This is a genomic window from Antarcticirhabdus aurantiaca (assembly GCF_009765365.1).
Taxonomy (GTDB): Bacteria; Pseudomonadota; Alphaproteobacteria; order Rhizobiales; family Rhizobiaceae; genus Antarcticirhabdus; species Antarcticirhabdus aurantiaca.
Genome location: NZ_VTOM01000019.1, coordinates 46,608 through 69,894, shown reverse-complemented (window position 1 = coordinate 69,894; position 23,287 = coordinate 46,608). Strand labels below are relative to the sequence as shown.

The window sequence follows — 23,287 nt, the reverse complement described above, 5'->3', positions numbered from 1 at the left end:
CGGCCTAGCCCTCCGCGGCCAGCCGCTCGTCGCGCGCGCGCCGGACGGCGCCGCGCTTGGTCAGAACGGCGGACACCACGACGCCGAAGGTGACGATGCCGATCAGGATCGTCGAGATGGCGTTGATCTCCGGGGTCACGCCGAGCCGCACTTGGCTGTAGATGCGCATCGGCAGCGTCGTCGAGGACGGGCCGGAGGTGAAGCTCGCGATCACGAGGTCGTCGAGCGAGAGCGTGAAGGCCAGCATCCAGCCCGCCGCGACCGCCGGCCAGATCAGCGGCAGGGTGACGACGAGGAAGGACTTCCAGGGTGGGCATCCGAGGTCCTGCGCGGCCTCCTCCAGGCTGCGATCCAGCGACACGAGCCGCGACTGCACCACCACGGTGACGAAGCACATGGTGAAGGTGACGTGGGCGAGCGTCACCGTCCAGAAGCCGCGGTCGAGCCCGACGGCGACGAAGAGCAGAAGCAGGGACAGGCCGGTGATGACCTCCGGCATGACGAGCGGCGCGTAGATCATGCCGCTGAACAGGAGCCGGCCGCGAAAGCGCGCGTAGCGCGTCAGCGCCATGGCCGCGAGCGTGCCGAGGACGGTGGCGAGGCTCGCCGAGATCAGCCCGATCCGCAGCGTCACGAAGGCCGCGTCGAGGAGCTGCTGGTTGGCGAGCAGCGCGGCGTACCACTGCGTCGAGAAGCCGGTCCAGACGGTCACGAGCCGCGAGGCGTTGAACGAGAAGACGACGAGGAGGACGATCGGGATGTAGAGGAAGGCGAAGCCGACCACCACCGAGACGATGTTGAACGGGCTCCAGCCGCGCGCGCCGCCCATGCCTAGAGCGCCCCGGCGCCGGCGCTGCCGCGGGCGCGCTGGAGAAGAAGGAGCGGGCCGACGAGCAGCACGAGCAGCACCACCGCGACGGCGGAGGCGACCGGCCAGTCGCGGTTGATGAAGAACTCGTTCCAGAGCGTCTTGCCGATCATCAGGGTTTCCGAGCCGCCGAGAAGGTCGGGGATGACGAACTCGCCGACCGCGGGGATGAAGACGAGGAGGCAGCCGGCGAGGACGCCCGGCAGCGAGAGCGGAAAGGTGACCTGCCAGAAGGCGCGGGCGGGGGGCGAGCCGAGATCGGCCGCGGCCTCCAGGAGCCGCGGGTCCTGGCGCTCGAGGCTGGCATAGATCGGCAGCACCATGAAGGGCAGGTAGGAGTAGACGATGCCGATCAGGACGGCCGTGTTGGTGTTGAGGATCACCAGCGGCTGGTCGATCAGCCCGAGCCAGAGCAGGAGCTGGTTGAGGAAGCCCTCGTTCCTGAGGATCCCCATCCAGGCGTAGACGCGGATCAGGAAGCTCGTCCAGAACGGCAGGATGGTGAGGACGAGCAGCATCGGGCGCAGGCGCTCGGGCGCGCGCGCGAGGCCGAGCGCGAAGGGATAGGCGACGAGAAGCGCGAGCACCGTCGAAACGCTCGCCGTGACGAGGCTGGAGATCAGCGAGTCGAGGTAGAGCGGATCGTCCGTCAGGAAGAGGTAGTTCTCGAAGCTGAGCTCGCGCAGCCGCTCGCCGAAGCTCGCGATCTCGGCGAGCGGAAAGACCGGCTCGTAGGGCGGCTGGCCGAGGGCGAGCGTCGAGAGCGAGATCTTCAGGACGAGAAGAAAGGGGACGAGAAACAGGAGAAGGAGCCAGACGAAGGGCAGCCCCACCACCAGGCGGCGGAAGGACGCGCTGTCGGCGATGCGCTCCGGCCCGGCCGGTTCGGGCGCCGGGCGGGCGGCGGGCGCCCCCGCCGGTTCGGCCACGTCGGCGCTCATTCCGGCAGGACGACGCCGGCGTCGGGCGCGAAGGTCAGCCAGACCTCCTCCTCGTAGCCGAGCGGCTCGGCGCTGGCGCGCGCGGCGTTGACGGTGGCGGCCTTGAGGATCTCGCCGCCGGGCAGGCGCGCGTTGAAGAGGGTCATGTCGCCGAGATAGGCGATGTCCCAGACCTCGCCGCGAAAGGCGTTGACGCCGGGATCGGCCGGCGCGTGCCGGGCGATGCGCAGCTTTTCCGGCCGCACGGCGAAGACGGCCGGCGAGCCGGTCTGCAGCCGGCTGCCCACCGGCACGTCGGCCTCGATGATCCCGCCGGGGACGGTCAGCCGGACGCGGTCGCCGCGCCGCTCGGCGACGGTGCCGGACAGGATGTTCACGCCGCCGACGAACTCGGCGACGTAGCGGCTCGCCGGCGCCTCGTAGACGGTTTCGGGCGTTCCGACCTGGGCGATGCGCCCTTCGCGCATCACCGAGATGCGGTCGGCCATGGTCATCGCCTCCTCCTGGTCGTGGGTCACGATCAGGAAGGTGAGCCCGAGGCTCTGCTGGAGGTCCATCAGCTCGAACTGGGTTTCCTCGCGCAGCTTCTTGTCGAGCGCGCCGAGCGGCTCGTCGAGGAGGAGGACCTTGGGGCGCTTGGCGAGCGAGCGGGCGAGCGCGACGCGCTGCTGCTGGCCGCCGGAGAGCTGGGCGGGCTTGCGGCTGCGGAAGGGCTCGAGCTTCACGAGCTTCAGCATCTCGGCGACGCGGTCGGCGCGCTCGGAGCGCGCCATCCCGTCCTGCTTCAGGCCGAACTCGACGTTCTTCTCGACGCTCATGTGGGGGAAGAGCGCGTAGGACTGGAACATCATGTTGACCGGCCGCTTGTGCGGCGGGATGCCGTTGAGCGTCTGCCCGTCGAGACGCACCTCGCCGCTCGTCGGCTCCTCGAAGCCGGCCAGCATGCGAAGCAGCGTGGACTTGCCGCAGCCCGACGGCCCGAGAAGGGCGTGGAACTCGCGGCGATAGATCGCGAGATCGAGTTCGCTCACCGCCGCGAAGCTGCCGAAGCGCTTGGACACGCGGGCGAACTCGATCAGCGGAACCTCGGCCGGATCGGCCCAGGGCGCGAAGGAGCGGCGGATGCTGCCGAGCGACCGGCCCGTCGGCGCGGGCTGCGGCCGCGCCTCGCCCAGGGCGCTCACTGGCCGGTCTTGACCGTGGTGAAGACGCGGTTGACGAGGCGCTGCGCCCGCGCGTCGTAGGGCAGCTTCACGTAGAGGCGCTCGAGCGTCGCCTCGTCGGGATAGACCGCCTTGTCGGCCAGGATCTTGGGGTCGATCAGCGTCTGCGAGGCGAGGTTGCCGTTGGCGTAGACGACGAAGTCCGTCGCCTTGGCGATGACCTCGGGGCGCATGAGATAGTTGATGAAGGCGAGCGCTTCCTCGGGGTGAGGCGCGTCGGTGGGAATGGCGAGCTGGTCGAACCAGATCTGCGTGCCCTCGACGGGGATCGAATAGGCGACCTCGACGCCCGCATTCGCTTCCTCGGCGCGGTCGCGCGCCTGGAAGACGTCGCCCGAGAAGCCGTAGGCGAGGCAGATCTCGCCGTTGGCGAGCGCGGCGATATAGCCCGAGGAATCGAAGCGCCGGATGAAGGGGCGGACGGCGAGGAGGGTTTCCTCGGCCTTCTTCAGGTCCTCCGGCTCGGTCGAGTTCGGGTCGAGGCCGAGATAGTTGAGGACGGGCGGGATGACCTCGCTCGCCGAGTCGAGGATGTAGATGCCGCAATCGGCCAGCTTGGAGGCGTATTGCGGGTCGAGCAGGAGCTTCAGCGAGTCGGTCGGCGCGTCGGGGATGCGCTCGGCGACCATCTTCGGATTGTAGCCGATGCCGGTCGTGCCCCACATGTAGTTGACCGAATAATCGTTGACGCCGGCATAGGCCGCGACCTTGTCGGTGATCACCGGCCACATGTTTCCGATGTTGGTCAGCTTCGCCTTGTCGAGCGGCTGCATCACGCCGGCCTCGATCTGGCGCGCCAGGAACTCGGCCGAGGGCACCACCACGTCGTAGCCGGAGGAGCCGGCAAACAGGCGCGTTTCCAGCATCTCGTTGGAATCGTAGACGTCGTAGACGACCTTGATCCCCGTTTCCTTGGTGAAGTCCGCAAGGATCTGCGGATCCATGTAGTCCGACCAGTTGAAGACGTTGACGACCTTCTCCTGTGCGGGCGCGGCGGCGACGGAGGCGGCGAGCACGGCGGCGGCGAGGAGAACGGTGGATTGCTTCATGATCGAGGCGGGACCTTCCCTGAAAGTCGGCGGAGCGGGGCGTCGCGCACTATTGCCGATGCCGCCCCCATATTCCTAATGTTTCGTGCCGCTTTTCAAGTCCTTGGACCCAAGCTGCTTGTTTGCGCGCCGCACGGTCGCAGCATGAAAACGGCCTCCCCGCCGTAGGAGGCGAGCTTCTCCGGGTCGATCAGGTCCGGCCGCTGCTCGAAGCCGAAGCGGCGCCAGAAGGGCGGCGTGCCGTAGATCGAGATCAGCGTCGCCGCGGCGAAACGCGCCTCGGCAAGGTCGACGAGGCGCCAAACGGCGCCTTCGGAGAGCCCGCGGCCGCGAAAGGCGGGATCGACCGCGACGTCGTGGATGTAGAGGGCATCGGCGTCGGCGGGCAGGCGGCCGAGCACCGTGTCGAGCGGCGGCGGGGCGGCGAGCGGCGCGGGATAGGCGATGGCGTAGCCGGCGATGCCGAAGGCCGCGTCCGGCGCGTCGCAGACCAGGGCGCCTTCGGGAAACAGCGCGAGGCGATCGAGAAACACCTCGGGCCGCTCGTAGAAGGCGGGATGGACGACGCCGCCGAGCCCGTCCACCGCCGGCACGTCGTTTCGGCGCATCCGCCGCCAGGGCCGCTCAGCCACGCCCATCGCCGCCCCTTCCCCGCCTCACTGGAAATCGAAGGCCGACAGGCCCGTCACCATCTCGTCGAGGCCGAGCGGGCGCGTCAAGGGCGGCTCGGCGCGGGCGAGGCAGGCCTGGCGCTCGCAGAGCCGGCAGGCCGGGCCGATCGCGACCGGCCCGCCGGGCGCGGCGAGCGCCCGGCCGTAGACCGTCTCGCCGGCATGGGCGGCGTCGAGGCCGAGAAGAAGCGCGGTGCGGCGGGGACGCTCGCCGAACCCTGAGCGCAGCCCCTCCAGCGTCCGGGCGACGAGCAGGAACTCCGCCCCGTCCGGCATCTGCGCCCGCTCCACCAGAACCTCTCCGGGATGGGCGAAGGCGGAGTGGATCGGCAGCTTGGGGCATCCCCCGCCGAAGCGCTGGTGCGGAAAGCCGCGCGCGCCGGCCCGCCGGAAGCGGTTGCCGGCATTGTCGACCTCCAGCATGAAGAAGGGGAGCCCCGGCGCGCCTGCCCGGCCAAGCGTCGTCAGGCGGTTGGCGACCTGCTCGAAGGACGCGCCGAAGCGGGCGGCGAGGACCTCGACGTCGAAGCCCGCGCGCACCGCCGCGCCCTGAAAGGCGCCGTAGGGCATGACCAGCGCGTGCGCGGCGTAGCGCGTCAGCTCGAAGCGGGCGAGGCGCCGCGCCTCGTCGCTGGAAAAGCCGAAGCTCTCGGCTTCCGCGTCGATCGCCGCGCCGAAGGCGAGGCCGACCGCCTCCATCGCGACCTCGCGCAAGCGGTCGGCGCTCGACAAGCGCTCGGACAGGAAGAGGCGGCGCGAATGGCGATCGAAGCGCCGGCGCCAGTTCGGCATGGTGGCCACCGGCAGGACGCGCACCACGAGGTCGTGCTCGCGCTTCAGCCAGCTCTTCACGGCGGGATAAAGGTCGTCGCCCGGCTCCAGCGCCGCGTGGAGGCGCTCGGCGGCGGAATCGAGGGCGGCGACGTAGTTCGGGCGGTTCTCGAAGACCTCCTGCACCTCGTCGATCGGCAGGCGCGCCTCGAGGACGCGCGTCGGCCGCCCCTCGCGGGCGAGGAGATCGGCGAGGTCGGACAAGCGGGCCTGGCTCTCGCGATAGGCGCGATACAGCTTGGCGATCCCGGCGGCGGCGTTCGGGGCGGCCTCCGCGATCTCGACGAGCTCCTGCTCGCCGGCGACCTCGCCCGCCAGCAGCGGGTCGGAGAAGATCGCCTTCAGCTCGGACACGGAGCCCTGGCGCTCGGCGCCCTCGAGGTCGGCGAGGTCGACCTTGTAGACCTGGGCGAGCCGCAGGATGAGCTGGACGGTCAGCGGGCGGCCGTTGCGCTCGATGAGGTTGAGATAGGACGGGGAGATGCCGAGCGCCTGGGCCATCGCCGTCTGGGTGAGGCCGAGTCCGTTGCGGATCCGCCGGACGCGCGGGCCGGCGAAGATCTTGTTCTCGGCCATCAGCGCCGCGCCCCGTCAGGCTGCGCGGCGGAGCGGATCAGCGCTCGCCGGAGGCGGAACGGCGCATGCAGGCGGGGCCGGGCCCGCGCATGTAGTGCAACTCGGGGCGGTAGGCGGGGCGGGCGATACCCTGCACGACCTTGAGAACACGCCCGACCCAATCGGCGACGCTCATTTCGCACTCCATGGCGTTCAACAGCGCTTTCGATGAAGCGTGCCGACCATGGCGGAAAAAGGTTTCCAAACATCGACGGCGCCATGACTTTTTGTTTCGCGATCATGTCGTTCGGGAGCATGGGCGGCGCGCGTTGCCGTGGATTGCGAACGCCGTTTCGGATGCCGCATCTTTTACAATCGTGACCGATTTACAAGACGCGGCTGTCAACCTCGACACAAGACGACCCGAATGACCGGCCCGACCGCGACATCGAGCCTGGATGCCCTGCAACTGCGGTGACAGATTGTTCGCAACGGCCGCTTGGAAGGTTTGTCGAAACGATCGACAACCGGAGCGCCCGCGAGATCCGAGGCCAGGCAGCATGACCGACTTTTACAATCTCGTTCCGTCCGCACCCGCCGGCCGCTTCGACGGCGTGACGCGCGATTATTCGCCCGCCGACGTGGAGCGCCTGCGCGGCTCGGTCGCGATCCGCCACACGCTCGCCGAGACCGGCGCGAACCGCCTCTGGGACCTCGTGCGCAACGAGCCCTTCGTCAACGCGCTCGGCGCGATGACCGGCAACCAGGCGATGCAGCAGGTGCGCGCGGGTCTGAAGGCCATCTACCTTTCGGGCTGGCAGGTCGCGGCGGACTCCAACACCGCTTCCGCCATGTATCCCGACCAGTCGCTCTACCCGGCCAACGCCGCGCCCGAACTCTGCCGGCGCATCAACCGCACGCTCCAGCGCGCCGACCAGATCGAGCACGCCGAAGGCACGAAGAGCGTCGAGACCTGGTTCGCCCCGATCGTCGCCGACGCCGAGGCCGGCTTCGGCGGGCCGCTCAACGCCTTCGAGATCATGAAGGCCTTCATCGAGGCGGGCGCGGCGGGCGTCCACTACGAGGACCAGCTGGCCTCGGAGAAGAAGTGCGGCCATCTCGGCGGCAAGGTGCTGATCCCGACGCAGGCGCATATCCGCAACCTGTCGGCCGCGCGCCTCGCGGCCGACGTGATGGGCACGCCCACCCTCGTGATCGCCCGCACGGACGCCGAGGCCGCCAAGCTCCTCACCTCCGACATCGACGAGCGCGATCGCCCCTTCGTCGACTACGACGCCGGCCGCACGCCCGAGGGTTTCTTCCGAGTGCGCAACGGGCTCGAGCCCTGCATCGCCCGTGCGATCGCCTACGCGCCCTATTCCGACCTCATCTGGTGCGAGACCTCGAAGCCCGATCTCGAACAGGCCCGGGCCTTCGCGGAAGGCGTGAAGCGCGAGCATCCCGACCAGCTCCTCGCCTACAACTGCTCGCCCTCGTTCAACTGGAAGAAGAACCTCGACGACGCGACCATCGCCCGGTTCCAGCGCGAGCTCGGCGCCATGGGCTACAAGTTCCAGTTCATCACGCTCGCCGGCTTCCACCAGCTGAACTTCGGCATGTTCGAGCTCGCCCGCGGCTACAAGGACCGGCAGATGGCGGCCTATTCGGAGCTGCAGGAGGCCGAGTTCGCGGCGGAAGCCAACGGCTACACCGCCACCAAGCACCAGCGCGAGGTCGGCACCGGCTACTTCGACGCCGTCGCCACCGCCATCTCGGGCGGCCTCTCCTCCACCACCGCCATGCACGAATCCACCGAGCACGACCAGTTCAAGCCCTCCGCCATCGCGGCCGAGTGACGTTCAGCAACCGACGCAGGGAGATACGATCATGAGCAGCATCGTCGACATCGCCGCCGAGAACCGCCCGCGCACCCGCGTCAAGGAGCGCGCCGAGGAGCAGGCCTCCGCCATGGACGACGCGCAGCAGGCGGCCATCCGCATGCTCGCCAACGACCTCCACCGCCTGAACCAGTCGGTCATGAAGGCGGTCGAGGCCGGCGTCTCGGTGGAGCTCGTCCGCTCCGCCCGCCACCATTCCGGCGGCGGCACCTGGGGCGACCTCCTGATCCCGGTGATCCTGAAGACGGAGCGCTGAGCCGCGCTCGCCTTATGATCCCGGTCCTGCCTCGCGGTGGGGCCGGGATCACGCGTCGGCGGGGTCGAAGCTCGATAGGAAGTCGAGGATCTCAACCTCGAAAGCGGGAAAGGCCTCGACCAGGATCTGGACGTTGCGCTCCACGTCGCCGGCGCGCAGGAGATGCGCATAGGTGTTCCGCTCGACGTGCCGGAACGCCCGCAACCGGTCCAGCCGGTCGAAGACCGCCTGCGAGATGATCGGCGGCCGGCGGCCCGTCGGTTCGGCCGCCTGCGCGAGGAGGCGGGCGTGCCATGCGCCCCCTTCGGCGTGAACCTCTCCGTCGGCGGCGACGAGAAGCGCCTTCAGCACGCCCTCGATGCCGGAATAGATGCCCTCGATGCCCGATCCGCGCAGCATGTTGCGCGCGACGCCCGCCGCTTCGCCCGGCGTGGCGGCGAGAAGTGGCACGATCTCGGCCTCGATCGCCTGCAGCCGGTCGAAGGCCTCGCGAACGTCATCCAGCCGGCGCCTGACGCGCGCGAAGGGTGGATGCATCGACGGCCTCCTCCATGAGATGTCTCAAGGTGTCCGGGCGCAGGCGCGATGCCGGGATGAAGTCGAACGGCTGAGCGCCGAGTCGATCCTCGACGATGCGAAAGGCCTCGTACTCGGATTCGGGCGGGCATTCGACGAGGACATCCACGTCCGAATCCGCGCGGAACTCGTCGCGCGCGAGCGAGCCGACAGCCCAGGCGCGCATGCCGCGGACCGCCAGCGCCTCGATCGCCTCGGCCGTTCGGGTTCGCGCCTGCCGAACGTCACCGCCCGCAACGGTCGTCATCTCGCCTCCGAAGCCGCCTCGCCACATGCCGCCAAGATAGAACGGCCGAGGCGCGCGCGCCACACCGCCCCCGGCTTCCGCCTTTTCCCGCGCCGCTCTATAGTCGGCGTATCGCCGTCAACGCCGCAGGATTGCATGACCGACCCGACGCCCAGGCAGACCGAGACGCATCGCGGCCCCGGACTGACGGACGTGAAGGCCCCGCCGCCCGTCGCCGAGCCCGATCTCGGCGGCCTGCCGGCCAAGCGCGACCTGTCGGGCGTCCAGCTCTCGCCGGCCGAGAAGCGCGCCTTCCTCGACTCCAAGCGCGGCGTGCGCTCCATGGGCGAGGCGGCGGAATGGCTCGCGGCGCGCCGCATCGAGGACGTCGAGTGCATCACGCCGGACCTCGCCGGGGTCGCGCGCGGCAAGATGATGCCGGCCAAGAAGTTCACCGGCGACACCTCGCTGGCGCTGCCCTCCGCCCTCTTCATGCACACGATCTCGGGCGAATATCCGGACGAGACCGGCACCTTCCGCTACTCGCCCAACGACGGCGATCTGAAGCTCGTGCCCGACCTCGGCACGCTCTCGCTCGTGCCCTGGGAGACCGATCCGACGGCGCAGGTGATCTGCGACCTCGTCGACCAGACGGGCGCGGCCGTCGGCTACACGCCGCGCAACGTGCTGAAGCGCGTCCTCGCGCTCTACGAGAACCAGGGCTGGCGCCCGGTGGTGGCACCGGAGATCGAGTTCTACCTCGTCTCCAAGAACGTCGACCCGGACTATCCGCTGACGCCGCCCGTTGGGCGCTCCGGCCGGCAGATCCAGGGCGGCCAGTCCTATTCCATCGGGGGCATCAACGAGTTCGACGAGCTCATCGACGACATCTACCACTTCTCCGACGGGCAGGGCCTGGAGATCGACACGCTGATCCACGAGGACGGCGCGGCGCAGCTGGAGATCAACCTGCGCCACGGCCACCCGCTGGAGCTCGCCGACCAGGTCTTCCTGTTCAAGCGCACCATCCGCGAGGCGGCGCTCAAGCACGGCATCTACGCGACCTTCATGGCGAAACCCATGGAGAAGCAGCCGGGCTCGGCCATGCACATCCACCAGTCGGTGGTGGACGTGCGCACGGGCGAGAACGTCTTCTCGCTTCCCGACGGCACGCCCTCGCCCGCCTTCTTCAACTTCATCGGCGGTTGCCAGCGCTACGTGCCGGCGGCCCTCATCATGATGGCGCCCTACGTCAACTCCTACCGGCGCCTGACCTACGGCATGTCGGCGCCGACCAACAATGCCTGGGGCTTCGACAACCGCACCACGGCCTTCCGGGTCCCGACCTCGGACGCGCGCTCGCGCCGCGTCGAGAACCGCCTCCCCTCCTCCGACGCCAACCCCTATCTCGCGCTCGCCGCCTCGCTCGCCTGCGGCTATCTCGGCATGGTGGGCAAGGTCGAGCCGGGCTCGCCCACCGACCTTACCGCCAACGAGGACGGCGAGATCTCGCTGCCGCGCGGGCTCCTGGAGGCGGTGGCCGCCTTCGAGGCGGAGGACGCCTTCCTCGACGTCTTCTCGCGCGAGTTCGTCGGCACCTATGCCGGCATCAAGCGGGGCGAGTTCGAAACCTTCATGCAGGTGATCAGCCCCTGGGAGCGGGAATTCCTGCTGCTCCAGGTCTGACGATGGAGACGCCCCACCAGTCCCCGATCTCGCCGGGCCGCTCCTGGTACGAGGAGGGCGTCGCGCGCCCGCGCTTTCCCGCCCTCGACGGCGACGCGCGCGCCGACGTCGCGATCGTCGGCGGCGGCTATACCGGCCTCTCGGCCGCGCTGCACCTCGCGCGCGCCGGCGCTTCCGTCCTGCTCATCGAGGGCGCGCGCCTCGGCGACGGCGCTTCGGGGCGCAATGGCGGGCAGATGAACACCGGCCAGCGGCTCGGCGTGGTCGAGATGGAGGAGGCCTACGGCTTCGAGCGCGCCAAGGCGCTGTTCGACCTCGCCGAGGACGCCAAGGCCCACCTCCTCGATCTCATGGCGAGCGAGAACATCGACGCCGACTACCGGCTCGGCCAGCTCTCCGTCGTCCACAAGAAGCGCTACCTCGCCGACTACCGCGCGGAGGCTGAGAAGCTGGCGCTGCGCTACGGCTATCCGCATGTGAACGTCATGGCGCGCGAGGAGACCGCGGCGCGCCTCGGCTCGAACCGCTATTTCGGGGGGTTGCGCGACACCGGCACGGGGCACATCCACCCGATGAAGCTTCTCGTCGGCCTCGCCCGGGCGGCACACGCTTCCGGCGCCCGGATCGTCGAGGACACGAAGGTGACCCGCGTGCGGCGCGAGGGCGGGGGCGTCGTCGTCGAGACGGCGCGCGGCACGGTGCGGGCGGAGCGCGCGCTCCTCGCCGCCAACGCCTACGGCACCAAGCTGAGCAACAAGACGGCCGCGCACATCATGCCGATCGGCTCCTTTATCGGCGCGACCCAGCCGCTGCCGGCCGGCACCGACGTCCTGCCGGGCGGCGAGGCGGTGGACGATTCCCGCTTCGTCGTGCGCTACTTCCGCAAGAGCCGCGACAACCGCCTCCTGTTCGGCGGGCGCGAGGCCTACACCTCGGCCACCGGCGACATCGGCGCCCATATCAAGCGCCAGATCGCCGAGATCTATCCGCAGCTGAAGGACGTGCCCCTCACGCATGCCTGGGGCGGCTATGTCGGCATCACGCCGCAGCGCATGCCCTATGTCCGGGAGGTCGAGCCCGGCATCACGGCCATCGGCGGCTATTCCGGCCACGGCGTCATGCTGTCGAACTTCTCCGGCCGGCTCTATGCCGAGCGCGTCTCCGGCAACCGCGACCGGCTGCGGCTCCTGGAGGAGCTGAAGATCTCGGCCTTTCCCGGCGGAGGCGCCCTGCGCGCCCCGATCCTCTTCCTCGCCCTCACCTGGTTCGCGCTGCGCGACCGATTCTGAGCCGCGCCCGGGTGCGGAAATAGCGCTGGACGCTCGCGCGAGCTTGCGCCATCGACGCGAGCACCTACCTCTAGGGCTTGGGGAGACGAGCCGAATTGCCTTCAGCACAGACCAGCATCGAGGCCGCCACCGATGGGCGCCTGACCGGCCCGGCGGCGCTGCGGGCGCATCTGCGCGAAGGCACGCGGGCGGCCCATGAGGCGCTCGACGCGCGCTTTTCCGGCATGACGGAAGAAGCGGGGCCCGAGAGCTACCGCCGCTTCGTCGCCATGAACGCCGCCGCTTTCGCCGATCTCGTGCCGCGGCTCCTGGCGAGCGCCCTCGCCGCCCGGCCGGAAGCCGTGGCGCCGCTCGTCGCCAGCCTCGCCGCCCTCGAAGCCGACCGCGCGGCCATGGACCTCGATGCCCTCGGCGCGCCCGAGGCTTCCGCTCCCGCGTCCGCAGCGCCCGGCCTCGACGAGGCGGTCGGCATCGCCTACGTCCTCGAAGGCTCCAAGCTCGGGGCGCGCTACATGCACCGGCGGCTCCTCCAGCGGCGGGCCGCCGAGCTCTGGCCTGAGGCGAGCTTCCGCTACCTCGCCGATGCCGACGCCTCCGCCGGCTTCTCGGCCTACCTGTCGGTTCTCGCCGGGGCCGACCCGGACGATCTCGCCGCCCCGGCCCGGCAGGACGCCCGCCTCGCGGGGGCCGAGGCCGCCTTCCGCCATTTCGGCGCCGTGCTCGACCGGATCGATGCCGGCCCCGCGCCCGCGAAGGGCCATTGCCACGGGATTGCGCCATGACCCCGGAACCAGCGCTGCAGGGCCTCAACGGCCTCGTCGTCGAAGACAACATGATCATCGCCCTCGATGCCGAGCAGATGCTGCTCGACTGCGGCATGGCCAACGTCTTCACCGCCGCCAGCGTCGCCCAGGCGCGCCGCATCATCGAGACGGAAGAGCTCGGCGTCGCGCTCCTCGACGTCAATCTCGGCAACGAGACGAGCTTCGCGCTGGTCGGCGACCTCAAGGCCCGCGCCGTGCCCTTCGTCTTCGTCACCGGCTACGGCGAGGCGGTGGAACTGCCGGCCGAGGCGAGCGGCGCGGAAGCCGTGAAGAAGCCCTTCGCCGGGCCGACCCTCGTCGAGGCGCTTGCCCGCGCGGCCACCCGGGCACGCTGAAACCGGACCGGCAACCAGACGTTTTGTCGGCAATGGATCTGGAATTTTTCCAGGCGATGGAGTAATTCAATCGATTGAATTCGGCGGCCTCCCGCGAACGTTGCGGAACGGCCCCGACACCACGGATGAAATCGAGGACCGATGTCGAGCCAGATCATCCCCGTCGAGCCCTTCGACTACGTCGTCTTCGGCGGCAACGGCGACTTGGCCGAGCGAAAGCTCCTGCCCGCGCTCTACCACCGCGACCACGACGGCCAGCTCCCCGAGGACGCGCGCATCATCGGCGTATCGCGCGCCGACCAGTCCGACGACGCCTACCGGGCCTTCGCGCAGCGCGCGCTCGAGAAGCACGTGCGGGCCGAGGACATGAATCCCGTCTCGCTGGAGCGCTTCCTGAACCGCCTCTTCTGGCGCCGGATCGACGCCAAGGGCGACGGCGGCTGGGACGAGCTGAAGGCCATCCTCGACGAGCGCGACGGGAACCGCATCCGCGCCTTCTACATGGCGGTGGCGCCGAATCTCTTCGGGGATCTGGCCAGCCGCATCCACGACAAGGGGTTGGCCACGACCCGCACCCGCATCGTCGTCGAGAAGCCGATCGGGCGCGACCTCGCATCGGCGAGGCTGCTGAACGAGACGATCGGGCGCTACTTCGACGAAGAGCAGATCTTCCGCATCGATCATTACCTCGGCAAGGAAACGGTGCAGAACCTCATGGCTCTGCGCTTCGCCAACGCGCTCTACGAGCCGGTGTGGAATGCGTCCCACATCGACCACGTGCAGATCACGGTGGCCGAGAGCGTCGGACTGGAGGGCCGGGCCGGCTACTACGACAAGGCCGGCGCGCTGCGCGACATGGTGCAGAACCACCTCGTCCAACTGATGTGCCTCGTCGCTCTCGAGCCGCCGGCGGCCCTCGACGCCGACGCGCTGCGCGACGAGAAGCTGAAGGTCCTGCGGGCCCTGAAGCCCATCGACGCCTCCAACGTCGAGACCCGCACCGTGCGCGGCCAGTACAAGGCGGGCGCCTCGAGCGGCGAGGCCGTGCGCTCCTACCTCGACGACCTCGGCGGCCCGTCCTCCGACATCGAGACCTTCGTCGCCATCAAGGCCGAGATCGGCAACTGGCGCTGGGCGGGCGTGCCCTTCTATCTCAGGACCGGCAAGCGCATGGCCGGGCGCATGAGCGAGATCGTCGTCACCTTCCGCTCGATCCCGCACTCGATCTTCGATTCCACCGTCGGCTCGGTGATGCAGAACCAGCTCGTCATGCGCCTCCAGCCGGACGAGGGCGTCAAGCAGTGGCTGATGATCAAGGATCCCGGCCCCGGCGGCATGCGGCTGCGCCACGTGCCGCTCGACATGACCTTCGCGGAGAGCTTCCGCACGCGCAACCCGGACGCCTATGAACGGCTTCTTCTCGACGTGATCCGGGGCAACCAGACGCTGTTCATGCGCCGCGACGAGGTGGAGGCCGCCTGGGAATGGGTCGATCCGATCCTGACCGGCTGGGCCCAGAAGGGCACCAAGCCGCAGGGCTACACGGCCGGCACCTGGGGGCCCTCCGCCGCCATCGCCCTCATCGAGCGCGACGGCCGCACCTGGCACGAACCGGAATGATCAAAGGACGAGACGCGATGCGAGACCCCGCCATCCACCGCTATCCCGACCGGCAGACGCTCGCCGAGGCGCTCGCCGCCGGCGTCGCCGCGGTGCTGGCCGGCGGCATCGCGACGCGCGGCCGGGCGCGCCTCGCGGTCTCCGGCGGCTCGACGCCGGCCCTGTTCTTCGACCATCTCGCCAAGACCGCGATCGACTGGCGCGACGTCTGCGTCACCCTCGTCGACGAGCGCTGGGTGCCGGACGATCATCCCCGCTCCAACGCCCGCCTCGTCAAGGAGCGGCTCCTCGTCGGCCCGGCCGCCGCGGCGCATTTCGAACCGCTGTTCACCGGCGCCGCCCGGCCGCAGGACGCGCTGGACGAGCTGTCGGCGGCCTTCGAGACCGAGAGCCCCTGCTTCGACGCCGTGATCCTCGGCATGGGCGCGGACGGCCACACCGCGTCCTTCTTTCCCGACGCCGCCGAGCTCGACGCGGTGACCGACGCGGATCGCCGCGACCTCGTCTCCGGCATCACCGCGCCGAGCGCCGGCGAGCCGCGCATCACCCTGACGCTGCGCCCGCTCGCCCTGAGCCGCTTCCTCGCCCTCCACATCGAGGGCGAGGAGAAGCTCGCCGTCCTCAACCGCGCGCTGGAGGACGGCCCGGTGCGCGAGCTTCCCGTGCGCGCGGTTCTGCGCGCGAGCCGCCCCGATCCCGTGTCCGTCTTCTGGGCTCCCTGAGCCCCGCCTCCCCGTTTCGAAGGGCAATCCTTGCCATGACCGTCGACCGCCGCATCGCAGACATCACCGATCGCATCCGCGAGCGCTCCGCCCCCACGCGCGAGGCCTATCTCGCCCGCATCCGGCAAAAGGGCGCGGACGGGCCGAAGCGCGCCCGCCTGTCCTGCGGCAACCTCGCCCACGGCTTCGCCGCCTGCGGGCCGACCGACAAGGAGCGGCTCACCGAGAACCGCGCGGCGAACCTCGGCATCATCACCGCCTACAACGACATGCTCTCGGCCCATCAGCCCTACGAGACCTATCCGGAGGTCATCCGGCAGGTGGCGCGCGAGATGGGCGCGACGGCGCAGGTCGCCGGCGGCGTGCCGGCCATGTGCGACGGCGTCACCCAGGGCCAGACCGGCATGGAGATGAGCCTCTTCTCGCGCGACGTCATCGCCATGGCGGCGGCCGTCGGCCTTTCCCACGACATGTTCGACGCGGCGGTCTATCTCGGCATCTGCGACAAGATCGTTCCCGGCCTCGCCATCGCGGCCCTCGCCTTCGGCCATCTGCCGGCGATCTTCGTGCCCGCGGGCCCGATGACCTCGGGCCTTCCCAACGACGAGAAGAGCCGCATCCGCCAGCTCTACGCGGAAGGCAAGGTCGGCCGCGACAAGCTGCTCGAGGCCGAGTCGAAGTCCTATCACGGCCCGGGCACCTGCACCTTCTACGGCACGGCGAACTCCAACCAGATGCTCATGGAGATCATGGGCCTCCACACGCCGGGCTCGTCCTTCGTCAATCCCGGAACGCCCCTGCGCGACGCGCTGACCCGCGAGGCGACGAAGCGGGCGCTGGCGATCACCGCGCTCGGCAACGAGTACACGCCGGCCGGGCTCGTCGTCGACGAGCGGGCTGTGGTGAACGGCGTCGTCGGCCTCCACGCGACCGGCGGCTCGACCAACCACACCATGCACCTCGTCGCGATCGCGGCGGCCGCCGGCATCAAGCTCACCTGGCAGGACATTTCGGACCTGTCGGACATCACGCCGCTGCTCGCCCGCGTCTATCCGAACGGTCTGGCCGACGTGAACCACTTCGCCGCGGCCGGCGGCATGGGCTTCCTGATCCGCGAACTCCTCGACCACGGCATGCTGCACGAGGACGTGCGCACCGCCTGGGGCACGGGCCTTCGCGCCTACGCCGTCGAGGCGCGCCTCGCCGCCGACGGCCTGAGCGTCGCGCGCGAGCCGGCATCCGCGGAGAGCGGCGACCCGAAGGTGCTGACCACGGCCGACAAGCCCTTCTCGCACAACGGGGGCCTGCGCATCCTGAAAGGAAACATGGGCGAGGCCGTCATCAAGGTCTCGGCGGTGAAGCCGGAAAAGCGCGTCGTCGAGGCGCCGGCACGCGTCTTCCAGGACCAGGACGCGGTGAAGGCCGCCTTCGACGCCGGGGAGCTCACCGGCGACTTCATCGCGGTGGTGCGCTTCCAGGGACCGCAGGCCAACGGCATGCCGGAGTTGCACAAGCTCACCCCCCTCCTCGGTGTCCTTCTCGACCGCGGGCAGAAGGTGGCGCTCGTCACCGACGGGCGCATGTCGGGCGCCTCCGGCAAGGTGCCCGCCGCGATCCACGTGACGCCCGAGGCCAAGGCCGGCGGCCCGATCGCCAAGCTGCGCGACGGCGACATGCTGCGCGTCGACGGCGAAGCGGGCGTCCTGGAGATCCTGGTGCCCGAGGCCGAACTCGCCGCCCGCGAGCTTGCCTCGCCCGATCTCTCGGCCAACGAGTTCGGCCTCGGCCGCGAACTCTTCGCCCCGTTCCGGGCGCTGGCGGGAACGGCCAGCACGGGCGCGTCGGTGTTCTTCGGCTGACGTCGTCTTAAGCGCGGCGGCGACGCTGCTCCCTTCTCCCGCCCGCGGGAGAAGGTGCCGGCAGGCGGGCGAGGGGAAGCGCCTCGTCCGGCGCTGAACTCGCTCTTCGCTGAAAGCCTCTCACCACCGCCGCAACAGCCGCCGCGCCGCCAGGAGCGCCAGCGCAGCGCCGCCGCCGGCGAGAAGGGCCGCGCCCGCCCGCGCCTGACCCGACGACACGGTGGCCGCGCTTTCCGTCTGGATCGCGGTGAAGCGTCCCTGCGAGCCGGGATCGCCCGGCGCGGGCTCGAAGAGATTGCCGTCGCGCGACGCCTCGTCCTGGCGCTGCTCCCCCTGCTGCCCGTCCCAGGCGGCGCCGGCCACGATCCGGTCGAGGAGGTGGGGCGCGACGTGCTCGCCCGCGATCAGCTTCACCGTCGAGCGGCCGACAAAGGCCTCCTCGTCGCCGCGGGCCGCCGCATCCCGGATGCCGCGGGCGACGGCCTCGGGCGAATAGACCGGCGGCGGCGCGTCGGGGATGCGCGGCATCTTGTTGCGGCACCAGGAGAATTGCGGCGTGTTGACGGTGGGAAGCTGCACCATCGAAAGGCCGACCGGCACGTCGTCGTGGATCAGCTCGGTGCGCAGCGCCGACACGAAGCCGCGCACCGCGTGCTTGGCCGCGCAATAGGCCGACTGCAGCGGGATCGAGCGATAAGCGAGCGCCGAGCCGACGAAGACGATGCGGCCGTGGCGGGCGGGCCGCATCTCGGACAGGGCCGCGCGCGCGCCGTTGACCGAGCCCATGTAGACGACGTCGGTGACGCGGCGGAACTCCTCGTCGGTCATCTCGGCGAAGGGCGAATAGACCGTGGTCATCGCGTTGTTGATCCAGAGATCGAGCCCGCCGAACTCCTGGCTCGCGCGGGCCGCCGCCTCGCGCATCGCCACGGCATCCGCGACGTCGGCAGGAATGGCCAGCGCCCTGACGCCGAGCGAGCGGATCTCCTTGGCGGTCGCCTCCAGCCGCGCCTCGCCGCGGGCGATCACCGCGACGTTCCAGCCGTCCGACGCGTAGAGCCGGGCGAGAGCCCGCCCAACGCCCGCCGTTCCGCCCGTGATCACCACGCCTGCCATGTCGTCTCCTTCAGCCCGTTTCGCTTCGCCTGAGCCAAACCGGAGGAGACGCGCGGCGGTTCCTCAGGCCGCGACCGCCTCGGCCCGCGCGCCGCGCACCGCCCGCCCGTCCGCGTCGAAGACGTGCAGCGCCTCCGGCCGTGCGGCGAGGCCCATGGTCGAGCCGCGCTCCAGGCGCACCTCGCCGGGGAGCTTGGCGACCACCGGCTCGGCGCCGCGGCCGGTGTCGAGGTAGACGAGGGTCACCTCGCCGAGCGACTCGGTCAGCGTCACCTGACCCCGGAAGAGCTCCGGCTGGCCGGGCTGGACGGGCACGAGATCCTCCGGCCGAACGCCGAGATAGCCGTTGCCGCCGGCAGCGCCCCGATAGGGCAGAGCGAGGCTCAGGCGCGCGCCGCCCTCCGGCGTGACGGCGACGCCCTCCGGCGCCGCGTCCAGTCTCGCCGGCAGGATGTTCATCGAGGGCGAGCCGAGGAAGCGGGCGACGAAGAGGTTGTCGGGGCGGTTGTAGAGATCCATCGGCGAGCCGACCTGCTCGACATTGCCCTTGTTGAGGACGACGATCCGGTCCGCCAGCGTCATCGCCTCGACCTGGTCGTGGGTGACGTAGATCATCGTCGTGCCGTGCATCTTCTCGTGGAGGCGCGCGATCTCGATGCGGGTCTGGACGCGCAGCGCCGCGTCGAGGTTCGACAGCGGCTCGTCGAACAGAAACACCTTGGGGTCGCGGGTGATCGCGCGGCCGATGGCGACGCGCTGGCGCTGGCCGCCGGAGAGGGCTTTGGGCAGGCGGTCGAGATAGGGCTCGATCTGGAGGATCTTCGCCGCCTCGCGCACGCGCTTGTCGATCTCGGCCTTGGAGTTGTTCTTCTCCAGCTTCAGGCCGAAGGCCATGTTGTCGTAGACCGTCATGTGCGGATAGAGCGCGTAGGACTGGAACACCATGGCGATGCCCCGCTCCTTGGGCGTCGCGTCGTTGACGACGCGCCCGTCGATCTCGAGCGTGCCGGCGGTGATGTCCTCGAGCCCCGCGATGACGCGCAGCAGCGTCGACTTCCCGCATCCCGAGGGGCCGACGAAGACGACGAACTCGCCCGAGCGGATATCGAGGTCGATGCCGTGCAGCACGTTCACGGCGCCGTAGGACTTGCGGATCTTCGTCAGCTTCAGGTTCGCCATGGGGCCTCCCGCTCCTTTTTCTCGCTCAAGTCTCGATCGTTCCGATGAAGCTGCCATGCCCGGACAGCGCGACCCGCCGCCCGCCGTCCTCGACCGTGCCCGCCAGCGGCGAGGCGGGCAGTGCCGCGACGCGCCCGAGATGCGCGGCGTCGAGGCGCCGCCGGGGCGCTGCCGGCCGAGGCCGCCTCGTCGAGGGCGGCGGAGTTCGCGGTCGCGTCGTGCGTCATGCGGCGGTGGGTCCGGTCGGATGAAAGAAGCGCGCGACGGGCCTCAGCCCTTCACGCCGCCGGCGGTGAGGCCCGAGATGATCTTGCGCTGGAAGATCAGGACGAGGACGATCAGCGGCACGGTGACCACCACCGACGCCGCCATGATGATGCCCCAGGGGATTTCCTGCGCCGAGGCGCCCGACAGGAGCGCGATGGCGACGGGAACCGTGCGCGTGTCGTTGTTGGACACGAAGGTCAGCGCGAAGAGGAACTCGTTCCAGGCGGCGATGAAGGCGAGGAGCCCGGTCGTCACCAGCGCCGGCCACATCAGCGGCAGGAAGACCTTGGTGACGATGGTGAAGGGCGAGGCCCCGTCGACGATCGCGGCTTCCTCGATCTCGATCGGCAGGTCGCGCATGAAGGTCGTCAGCACCCAGACCGTGAAGGGCAGGGTGAAGATCATGTAGGCGAAGATCAGCGAATAGAGCGTGTTGTAGAGCCCGAGCCCCCGGATCACCTCGAAGAGTCCGGCGAGCACCGCGATCTGCGGGAACATCGAGACGGCCAGCACGGTGAGGAGCAGGAGCGTTCGGCCGCGGAAGGCGATGCGCGACAGCGCGTAGGCCGCGGTGACCGCGAGGAAGAGCGAGATGACGACCACCACGCTCGCCACGAAGACGGAGTTGGCGAGGTTCCGCAGGAAGGTCGCGTCGGAGAGGATCGCGGCGTAGTTCCCCCAGGCGATCTCGCGGGGCAGGTAGTTCACCTGGAACAGGCCCGTTCCCGACTTCAGGCTGGTCAGCATCGCGTAATAGAAGGGAAATACCGAGAACAGGACGATGAAGGCGACGAGGAGGTAGAACCCCGTCTGGCGCAGGATGGCCGGCATCACTTGCCTCCCCCGAATTCGAGCCGCGCGACCTTGATGTAGAAGAGCGTGATGAAGGCGATGATCAGGAACAGGAAGGTCGAGGCCGCCGAGCCCTGCGCGAACTGGTTGAACTGGAAGAGGTTCTCCTGCGCGTAGACCGACATGGTCTTGGTCTGCGAGTTGTTCGGCGTCAGGACGTAGATGAGGTCGAAGACGCGCAGCGCGTCCAGCGCCCGGAAGATCACCGCGACGAGGATCGCCGGGCGGATCAGCGGCAGCGTCACCTTGAAGAAGACCTTCACCGGCGAGATGCCGTCGATCTTGGCCGCCTCGTAGACGTCGCCCGGCACCATCTGGAGGCCGGCGAGGATGAGGAGCGTCATGAAGGGCGTCGTCTTCCAGACGTCGACCATGATGACCGCCCACATCGCCGTGTCGGGATTGGCGGTCCAGGCGACGGGCGAGGAGATGATCCCCAGCGTCATCAGCATGTCGTTGATGATGCCGAACTGGTCGTTCAGCATCCAGGCCCACATCTTGGCCGAGACGACCGTCGGGATCGCCCAAGGGATGAGGACGGCGGCGCGAACCAGGGCGCGGCCCTTGAACTCGGCGTTGAGGACGAGGGCGAAGACGAGGCCGAGGATCGTTTCCAGAACGACCGAGATCGAGGCGTAGTAGACCGTGTTCCAGACCGAGCCCCACCAGGCGGGGTCGTGGAGGAGGCCGAAATACTCGCCCGTGCCGTCGCCGTAGTCGACGTATTCCCAGTAGTTCCGGAAGCCCACGAACTCGGCGGTGCCGATCGTGTCGAGGGTGGCGTCGGTGAAGGACAGCCAGATCGTCCTGAGGAGCGGCCAGCCCGCGACGAGGGCCAGCACCACGATCATCGGCAGGAGAAAGAGCCAGGCCGCGCGCAGCCGCTGGCGCGACAGCGTCGAGCGGCGGACCGGTCCGAGCTCTTCCGTCTCGATCGCCTTCTCGGTGGGCGGCACGCCCAGCGACACGTTTGCCATGCCCGTCCTCCCTGCCGGCATGCCGCGGACAAAGCGCGCGGCCCGCGCTCATGCGCTCAGGCGCGGATGCCGACCCGGCCCGATCTCGGGACGCGGGTCGGCCCCGCAGGCGCGGCCTGACCGAACGGCCGGGCCGACGCCGCCGCGGCTTACTTCCAGGCGTTGCGCTTCAGACGGCGCAGCTGGGACTCGAGGCGCTGGAGGTTCGAGGCGGCGTCGCCGCGGCCGGCGAGCGTCTCGTTGACGGCCGTCCAGAAGTTCTGGGACACCTCGTTGTACTGGCCTTGCGTCGCGGCCGAGGGCCGCGGCACGGCGGCGGCGACGACCTGCCCCCACGCGGCGACGAGCGGCGCCTTTTCCTTGATCTCGGCGTCCTCGTAGAGGGCGGGGATGGTCGGCAGGCGGGCATTGCCGAGGGCGCGGGCCTTCTGCTGCTCGGGGGCGGCGAGGAAGCGCACGAGCTCGATCGCGGCCTCCTTCTCCTGCGAATATTCGGAGACCGCGAGGTTCCAACCGCCGAGGCACGCGGCCGAGCTGCCGCCGGAGCCGGCCGGCAGCGGAACCGCCTCGAACTTGCCCTTGATCGGCGAGTCCGCCCCGTTGCCGAGGGCATAGGCGTAGGGCCAGTTGCGCATGAAGACCGCGTTGCCGGTCTGCCAGACGCCGCGCGATTCCTCTTCCTGGTAGGCGAGGACGCCGGCCGGAGCGATGGTGCCGACCCAGCCCTTGGCCATTTCGAGCGCCGCGACGGCCTGCGGGTTGTTGATGGTGATGTCGCCTTCCGGCGAGACGATCTGGCCGCCGCCCGAGCTCGCGACCCATTCCAGCGCGTCGCAGGTCAGGCCCTCATAGGGCGCGCCCTGGAAGACGAAGCCGTTCATGCCCGTATTGCCGGCCGCGCGCTCCGCGTCCTGGATCTCCTTGGCGGTGGCGGTCAGCTCCTCCCAGGTCTTCGGGGGCTCCTTGCCGTACTTCTCCAGGAGGTCGGTGCGGTAGTAGAGGGCCGGCGCGTCGGTGAACATCGGAAAGGCGACGAGCTTGCCGTTCACCGTCTGCGAGGCGATCACGGAAGGGAGATGGTCGCCGACGACGTCCTTCATCGGCTCGGTCAGGTCGACGAAGTGCTGGGCGAGCTGACCGGCCCAGATGACGTCGGTGCGGTAGACGTCGATGTCGGCGTTCTGCGCCGAGAGCCAGAGGCGGTACTGGCCGAACTGGTCGGTGGTCGAGGCCGGCATCTCGACGATGGTGACCTTGTGCTGGCTCTGCTTCTCGAACTCGTCGAGCTGGGCCCGCAGCTCCGCGATGTCCGGTCCGACGGAGCCCGACACGATCGAGATCTCCGCGGCGATCGCCCCGGGCACGGCGAACACGGTCATACCGAGCGCCGCGATCAACTTCCTCGTCAGCATGGATGCATCCTCCCAGACATGCTCCGCCGCCACCTCGACGCGAAGGCGGGGACGG

The 23,287-nt window shown here is 69.7% G+C and carries 23 protein-coding genes; 9 read left to right on the top strand and 14 right to left on the bottom strand.

The window, feature by feature from the left end:
• Window positions 1-4 precede the first annotated feature (4 nt).
• The 7 genes from FZN60_RS20620 to FZN60_RS28695 form a co-directional block, all read right to left on the bottom strand.
• The gene (locus tag FZN60_RS20620; protein ID WP_158875392.1) at window positions 5-829 is read right to left on the bottom strand and encodes an ABC transporter permease; all 825 of its coding nucleotides are present in this window, start codon (window positions 827-829) and stop codon (window positions 5-7) included.
• 2 nt (window positions 830-831) lie between these two features.
• Window positions 832-1,797 (bottom strand): ABC transporter permease, encoded by a 966-nt coding sequence (locus FZN60_RS20615; protein WP_246727029.1) that lies wholly within the window; start codon window positions 1,795-1,797, stop codon window positions 832-834.
• 8 nt (window positions 1,798-1,805) lie between these two features.
• A complete protein-coding gene (locus tag FZN60_RS20610) occupies window positions 1,806-2,984 on the bottom strand; it encodes an ABC transporter ATP-binding protein (RefSeq protein ID WP_158875457.1) in 1,179 nt (392 codons plus the stop codon).
• Between the two features lie 5 nt (window positions 2,985-2,989).
• A complete protein-coding gene (locus FZN60_RS20605) occupies window positions 2,990-4,081 on the bottom strand; it encodes a polyamine ABC transporter substrate-binding protein (RefSeq protein ID WP_158875390.1) in 1,092 nt (363 codons plus the stop codon).
• 95 nt (window positions 4,082-4,176) lie between these two features.
• Window positions 4,177-4,719 (bottom strand): GNAT family N-acetyltransferase, encoded by a 543-nt coding sequence (locus FZN60_RS20600; protein ID WP_158875389.1) that lies wholly within the window; start codon window positions 4,717-4,719, stop codon window positions 4,177-4,179.
• An 18-nt stretch (window positions 4,720-4,737) separates the two neighbouring features.
• Window positions 4,738-6,159, bottom strand: a complete 1,422-nt coding sequence (locus tag FZN60_RS20595) for a helix-turn-helix domain-containing protein (RefSeq protein ID WP_158875388.1) — start codon at window positions 6,157-6,159, stop codon at window positions 4,738-4,740.
• A gap of 37 nt (window positions 6,160-6,196) precedes the next feature.
• The gene (locus tag FZN60_RS28695) at window positions 6,197-6,334 is read right to left on the bottom strand and encodes a hypothetical protein (RefSeq protein WP_199266611.1); all 138 of its coding nucleotides are present in this window, start codon (window positions 6,332-6,334) and stop codon (window positions 6,197-6,199) included.
• A gap of 364 nt (window positions 6,335-6,698) precedes the next feature.
• Between FZN60_RS28695 and aceA the strand changes: the two genes are divergently transcribed.
• Together aceA and FZN60_RS20585 are read left to right on the top strand one after the other, a co-directional pair.
• Window positions 6,699-7,994 carry an isocitrate lyase gene (gene aceA / locus FZN60_RS20590; RefSeq protein ID WP_158875387.1) on the top strand — a complete coding sequence of 432 codons (1,296 nt, stop codon included), beginning with the start codon at window positions 6,699-6,701 and terminating at the stop codon, window positions 7,992-7,994.
• Between the two features lie 31 nt (window positions 7,995-8,025).
• Window positions 8,026-8,292 (top strand): SMc00767 family acetate metabolism repressor, encoded by a 267-nt coding sequence (locus FZN60_RS20585; RefSeq protein WP_158875386.1) that lies wholly within the window; start codon window positions 8,026-8,028, stop codon window positions 8,290-8,292.
• A 48-nt stretch (window positions 8,293-8,340) separates the two neighbouring features.
• Here FZN60_RS20585 and FZN60_RS20580 read toward each other — a convergent pair whose 3' ends face one another.
• Together FZN60_RS20580 and FZN60_RS20575 are read right to left on the bottom strand one after the other, a co-directional pair.
• Entirely contained in the window at window positions 8,341-8,829 is a 489-nt protein-coding gene (locus FZN60_RS20580) for a ribonuclease toxin HepT-like protein (RefSeq protein WP_158875385.1), read from the bottom strand.
• A complete protein-coding gene (locus FZN60_RS20575) occupies window positions 8,789-9,115 on the bottom strand; it encodes a nucleotidyltransferase family protein (RefSeq protein ID WP_158875384.1) in 327 nt (108 codons plus the stop codon). Before FZN60_RS20575 ends, FZN60_RS20580 begins: the two co-directional genes overlap by 41 nt.
• A 234-nt stretch (window positions 9,116-9,349) precedes the next feature.
• Between FZN60_RS20575 and FZN60_RS20570 the strand changes: the two genes are divergently transcribed.
• The 7 genes from FZN60_RS20570 to edd all read left to right on the top strand — a co-directional run bounded on the left by FZN60_RS20570 (window position 9,350) and on the right by edd (window position 17,429).
• Window positions 9,350-10,780 (top strand): glutamine synthetase family protein, encoded by a 1,431-nt coding sequence (locus tag FZN60_RS20570; protein WP_158875456.1) that lies wholly within the window; start codon window positions 9,350-9,352, stop codon window positions 10,778-10,780.
• 2 nt (window positions 10,781-10,782) lie between these two features.
• Window positions 10,783-12,069 carry an NAD(P)/FAD-dependent oxidoreductase gene (locus tag FZN60_RS20565; RefSeq protein WP_158875383.1) on the top strand — a complete coding sequence of 429 codons (1,287 nt, stop codon included), beginning with the start codon at window positions 10,783-10,785 and terminating at the stop codon, window positions 12,067-12,069.
• 95 nt (window positions 12,070-12,164) lie between these two features.
• Window positions 12,165-12,851 (top strand): biliverdin-producing heme oxygenase, encoded by a 687-nt coding sequence (locus tag FZN60_RS20560; protein WP_158875382.1) that lies wholly within the window; start codon window positions 12,165-12,167, stop codon window positions 12,849-12,851.
• Complete coding sequence (locus tag FZN60_RS20555) at window positions 12,848-13,228, top strand: response regulator (RefSeq protein WP_158875381.1); 381 nt, start codon at window positions 12,848-12,850, stop codon at window positions 13,226-13,228. The genes FZN60_RS20560 and FZN60_RS20555 overlap by 4 nt, the downstream gene beginning before the upstream one ends.
• A gap of 141 nt (window positions 13,229-13,369) precedes the next feature.
• Window positions 13,370-14,848, top strand: a complete 1,479-nt coding sequence (gene zwf / locus FZN60_RS20550; protein WP_158875380.1) for a glucose-6-phosphate dehydrogenase — start codon at window positions 13,370-13,372, stop codon at window positions 14,846-14,848.
• 17 nt (window positions 14,849-14,865) lie between these two features.
• Window positions 14,866-15,570 (top strand): 6-phosphogluconolactonase, encoded by a 705-nt coding sequence (pgl, locus tag FZN60_RS20545; protein WP_158875379.1) that lies wholly within the window; start codon window positions 14,866-14,868, stop codon window positions 15,568-15,570.
• 35 nt (window positions 15,571-15,605) lie between these two features.
• Window positions 15,606-17,429 carry a phosphogluconate dehydratase gene (gene edd / locus FZN60_RS20540; protein ID WP_158875378.1) on the top strand — a complete coding sequence of 608 codons (1,824 nt, stop codon included), beginning with the start codon at window positions 15,606-15,608 and terminating at the stop codon, window positions 17,427-17,429.
• Between the two features lie 120 nt (window positions 17,430-17,549).
• Here the strand turns inward: edd and FZN60_RS20535 are convergent, their stop codons facing one another.
• From FZN60_RS20535 to FZN60_RS20515, 5 genes are all read right to left on the bottom strand, one after another.
• Window positions 17,550-18,545: an SDR family oxidoreductase gene (locus tag FZN60_RS20535; RefSeq protein ID WP_158875377.1), complete on the bottom strand. Its 996-nt coding sequence runs from the start codon at window positions 18,543-18,545 to the stop codon at window positions 17,550-17,552.
• A gap of 63 nt (window positions 18,546-18,608) precedes the next feature.
• Complete coding sequence (locus FZN60_RS20530; protein WP_158875376.1) at window positions 18,609-19,724, bottom strand: ABC transporter ATP-binding protein; 1,116 nt, start codon at window positions 19,722-19,724, stop codon at window positions 18,609-18,611.
• A 270-nt stretch (window positions 19,725-19,994) separates the two neighbouring features.
• On the bottom strand, window positions 19,995-20,822 hold the full coding sequence (locus FZN60_RS20525; protein ID WP_199266609.1) for a carbohydrate ABC transporter permease: 828 nt from the start codon (window positions 20,820-20,822) through the stop codon (window positions 19,995-19,997).
• Complete coding sequence (locus tag FZN60_RS20520; protein WP_158875374.1) at window positions 20,822-21,820, bottom strand: carbohydrate ABC transporter permease; 999 nt, start codon at window positions 21,818-21,820, stop codon at window positions 20,822-20,824. Before FZN60_RS20520 ends, FZN60_RS20525 begins: the two co-directional genes overlap by 1 nt.
• A 149-nt stretch (window positions 21,821-21,969) precedes the next feature.
• Window positions 21,970-23,232 carry an ABC transporter substrate-binding protein gene (locus FZN60_RS20515; protein ID WP_246727027.1) on the bottom strand — a complete coding sequence of 421 codons (1,263 nt, stop codon included), beginning with the start codon at window positions 23,230-23,232 and terminating at the stop codon, window positions 21,970-21,972.
• Window positions 23,233-23,287: the final 55 nt, after the last annotated feature.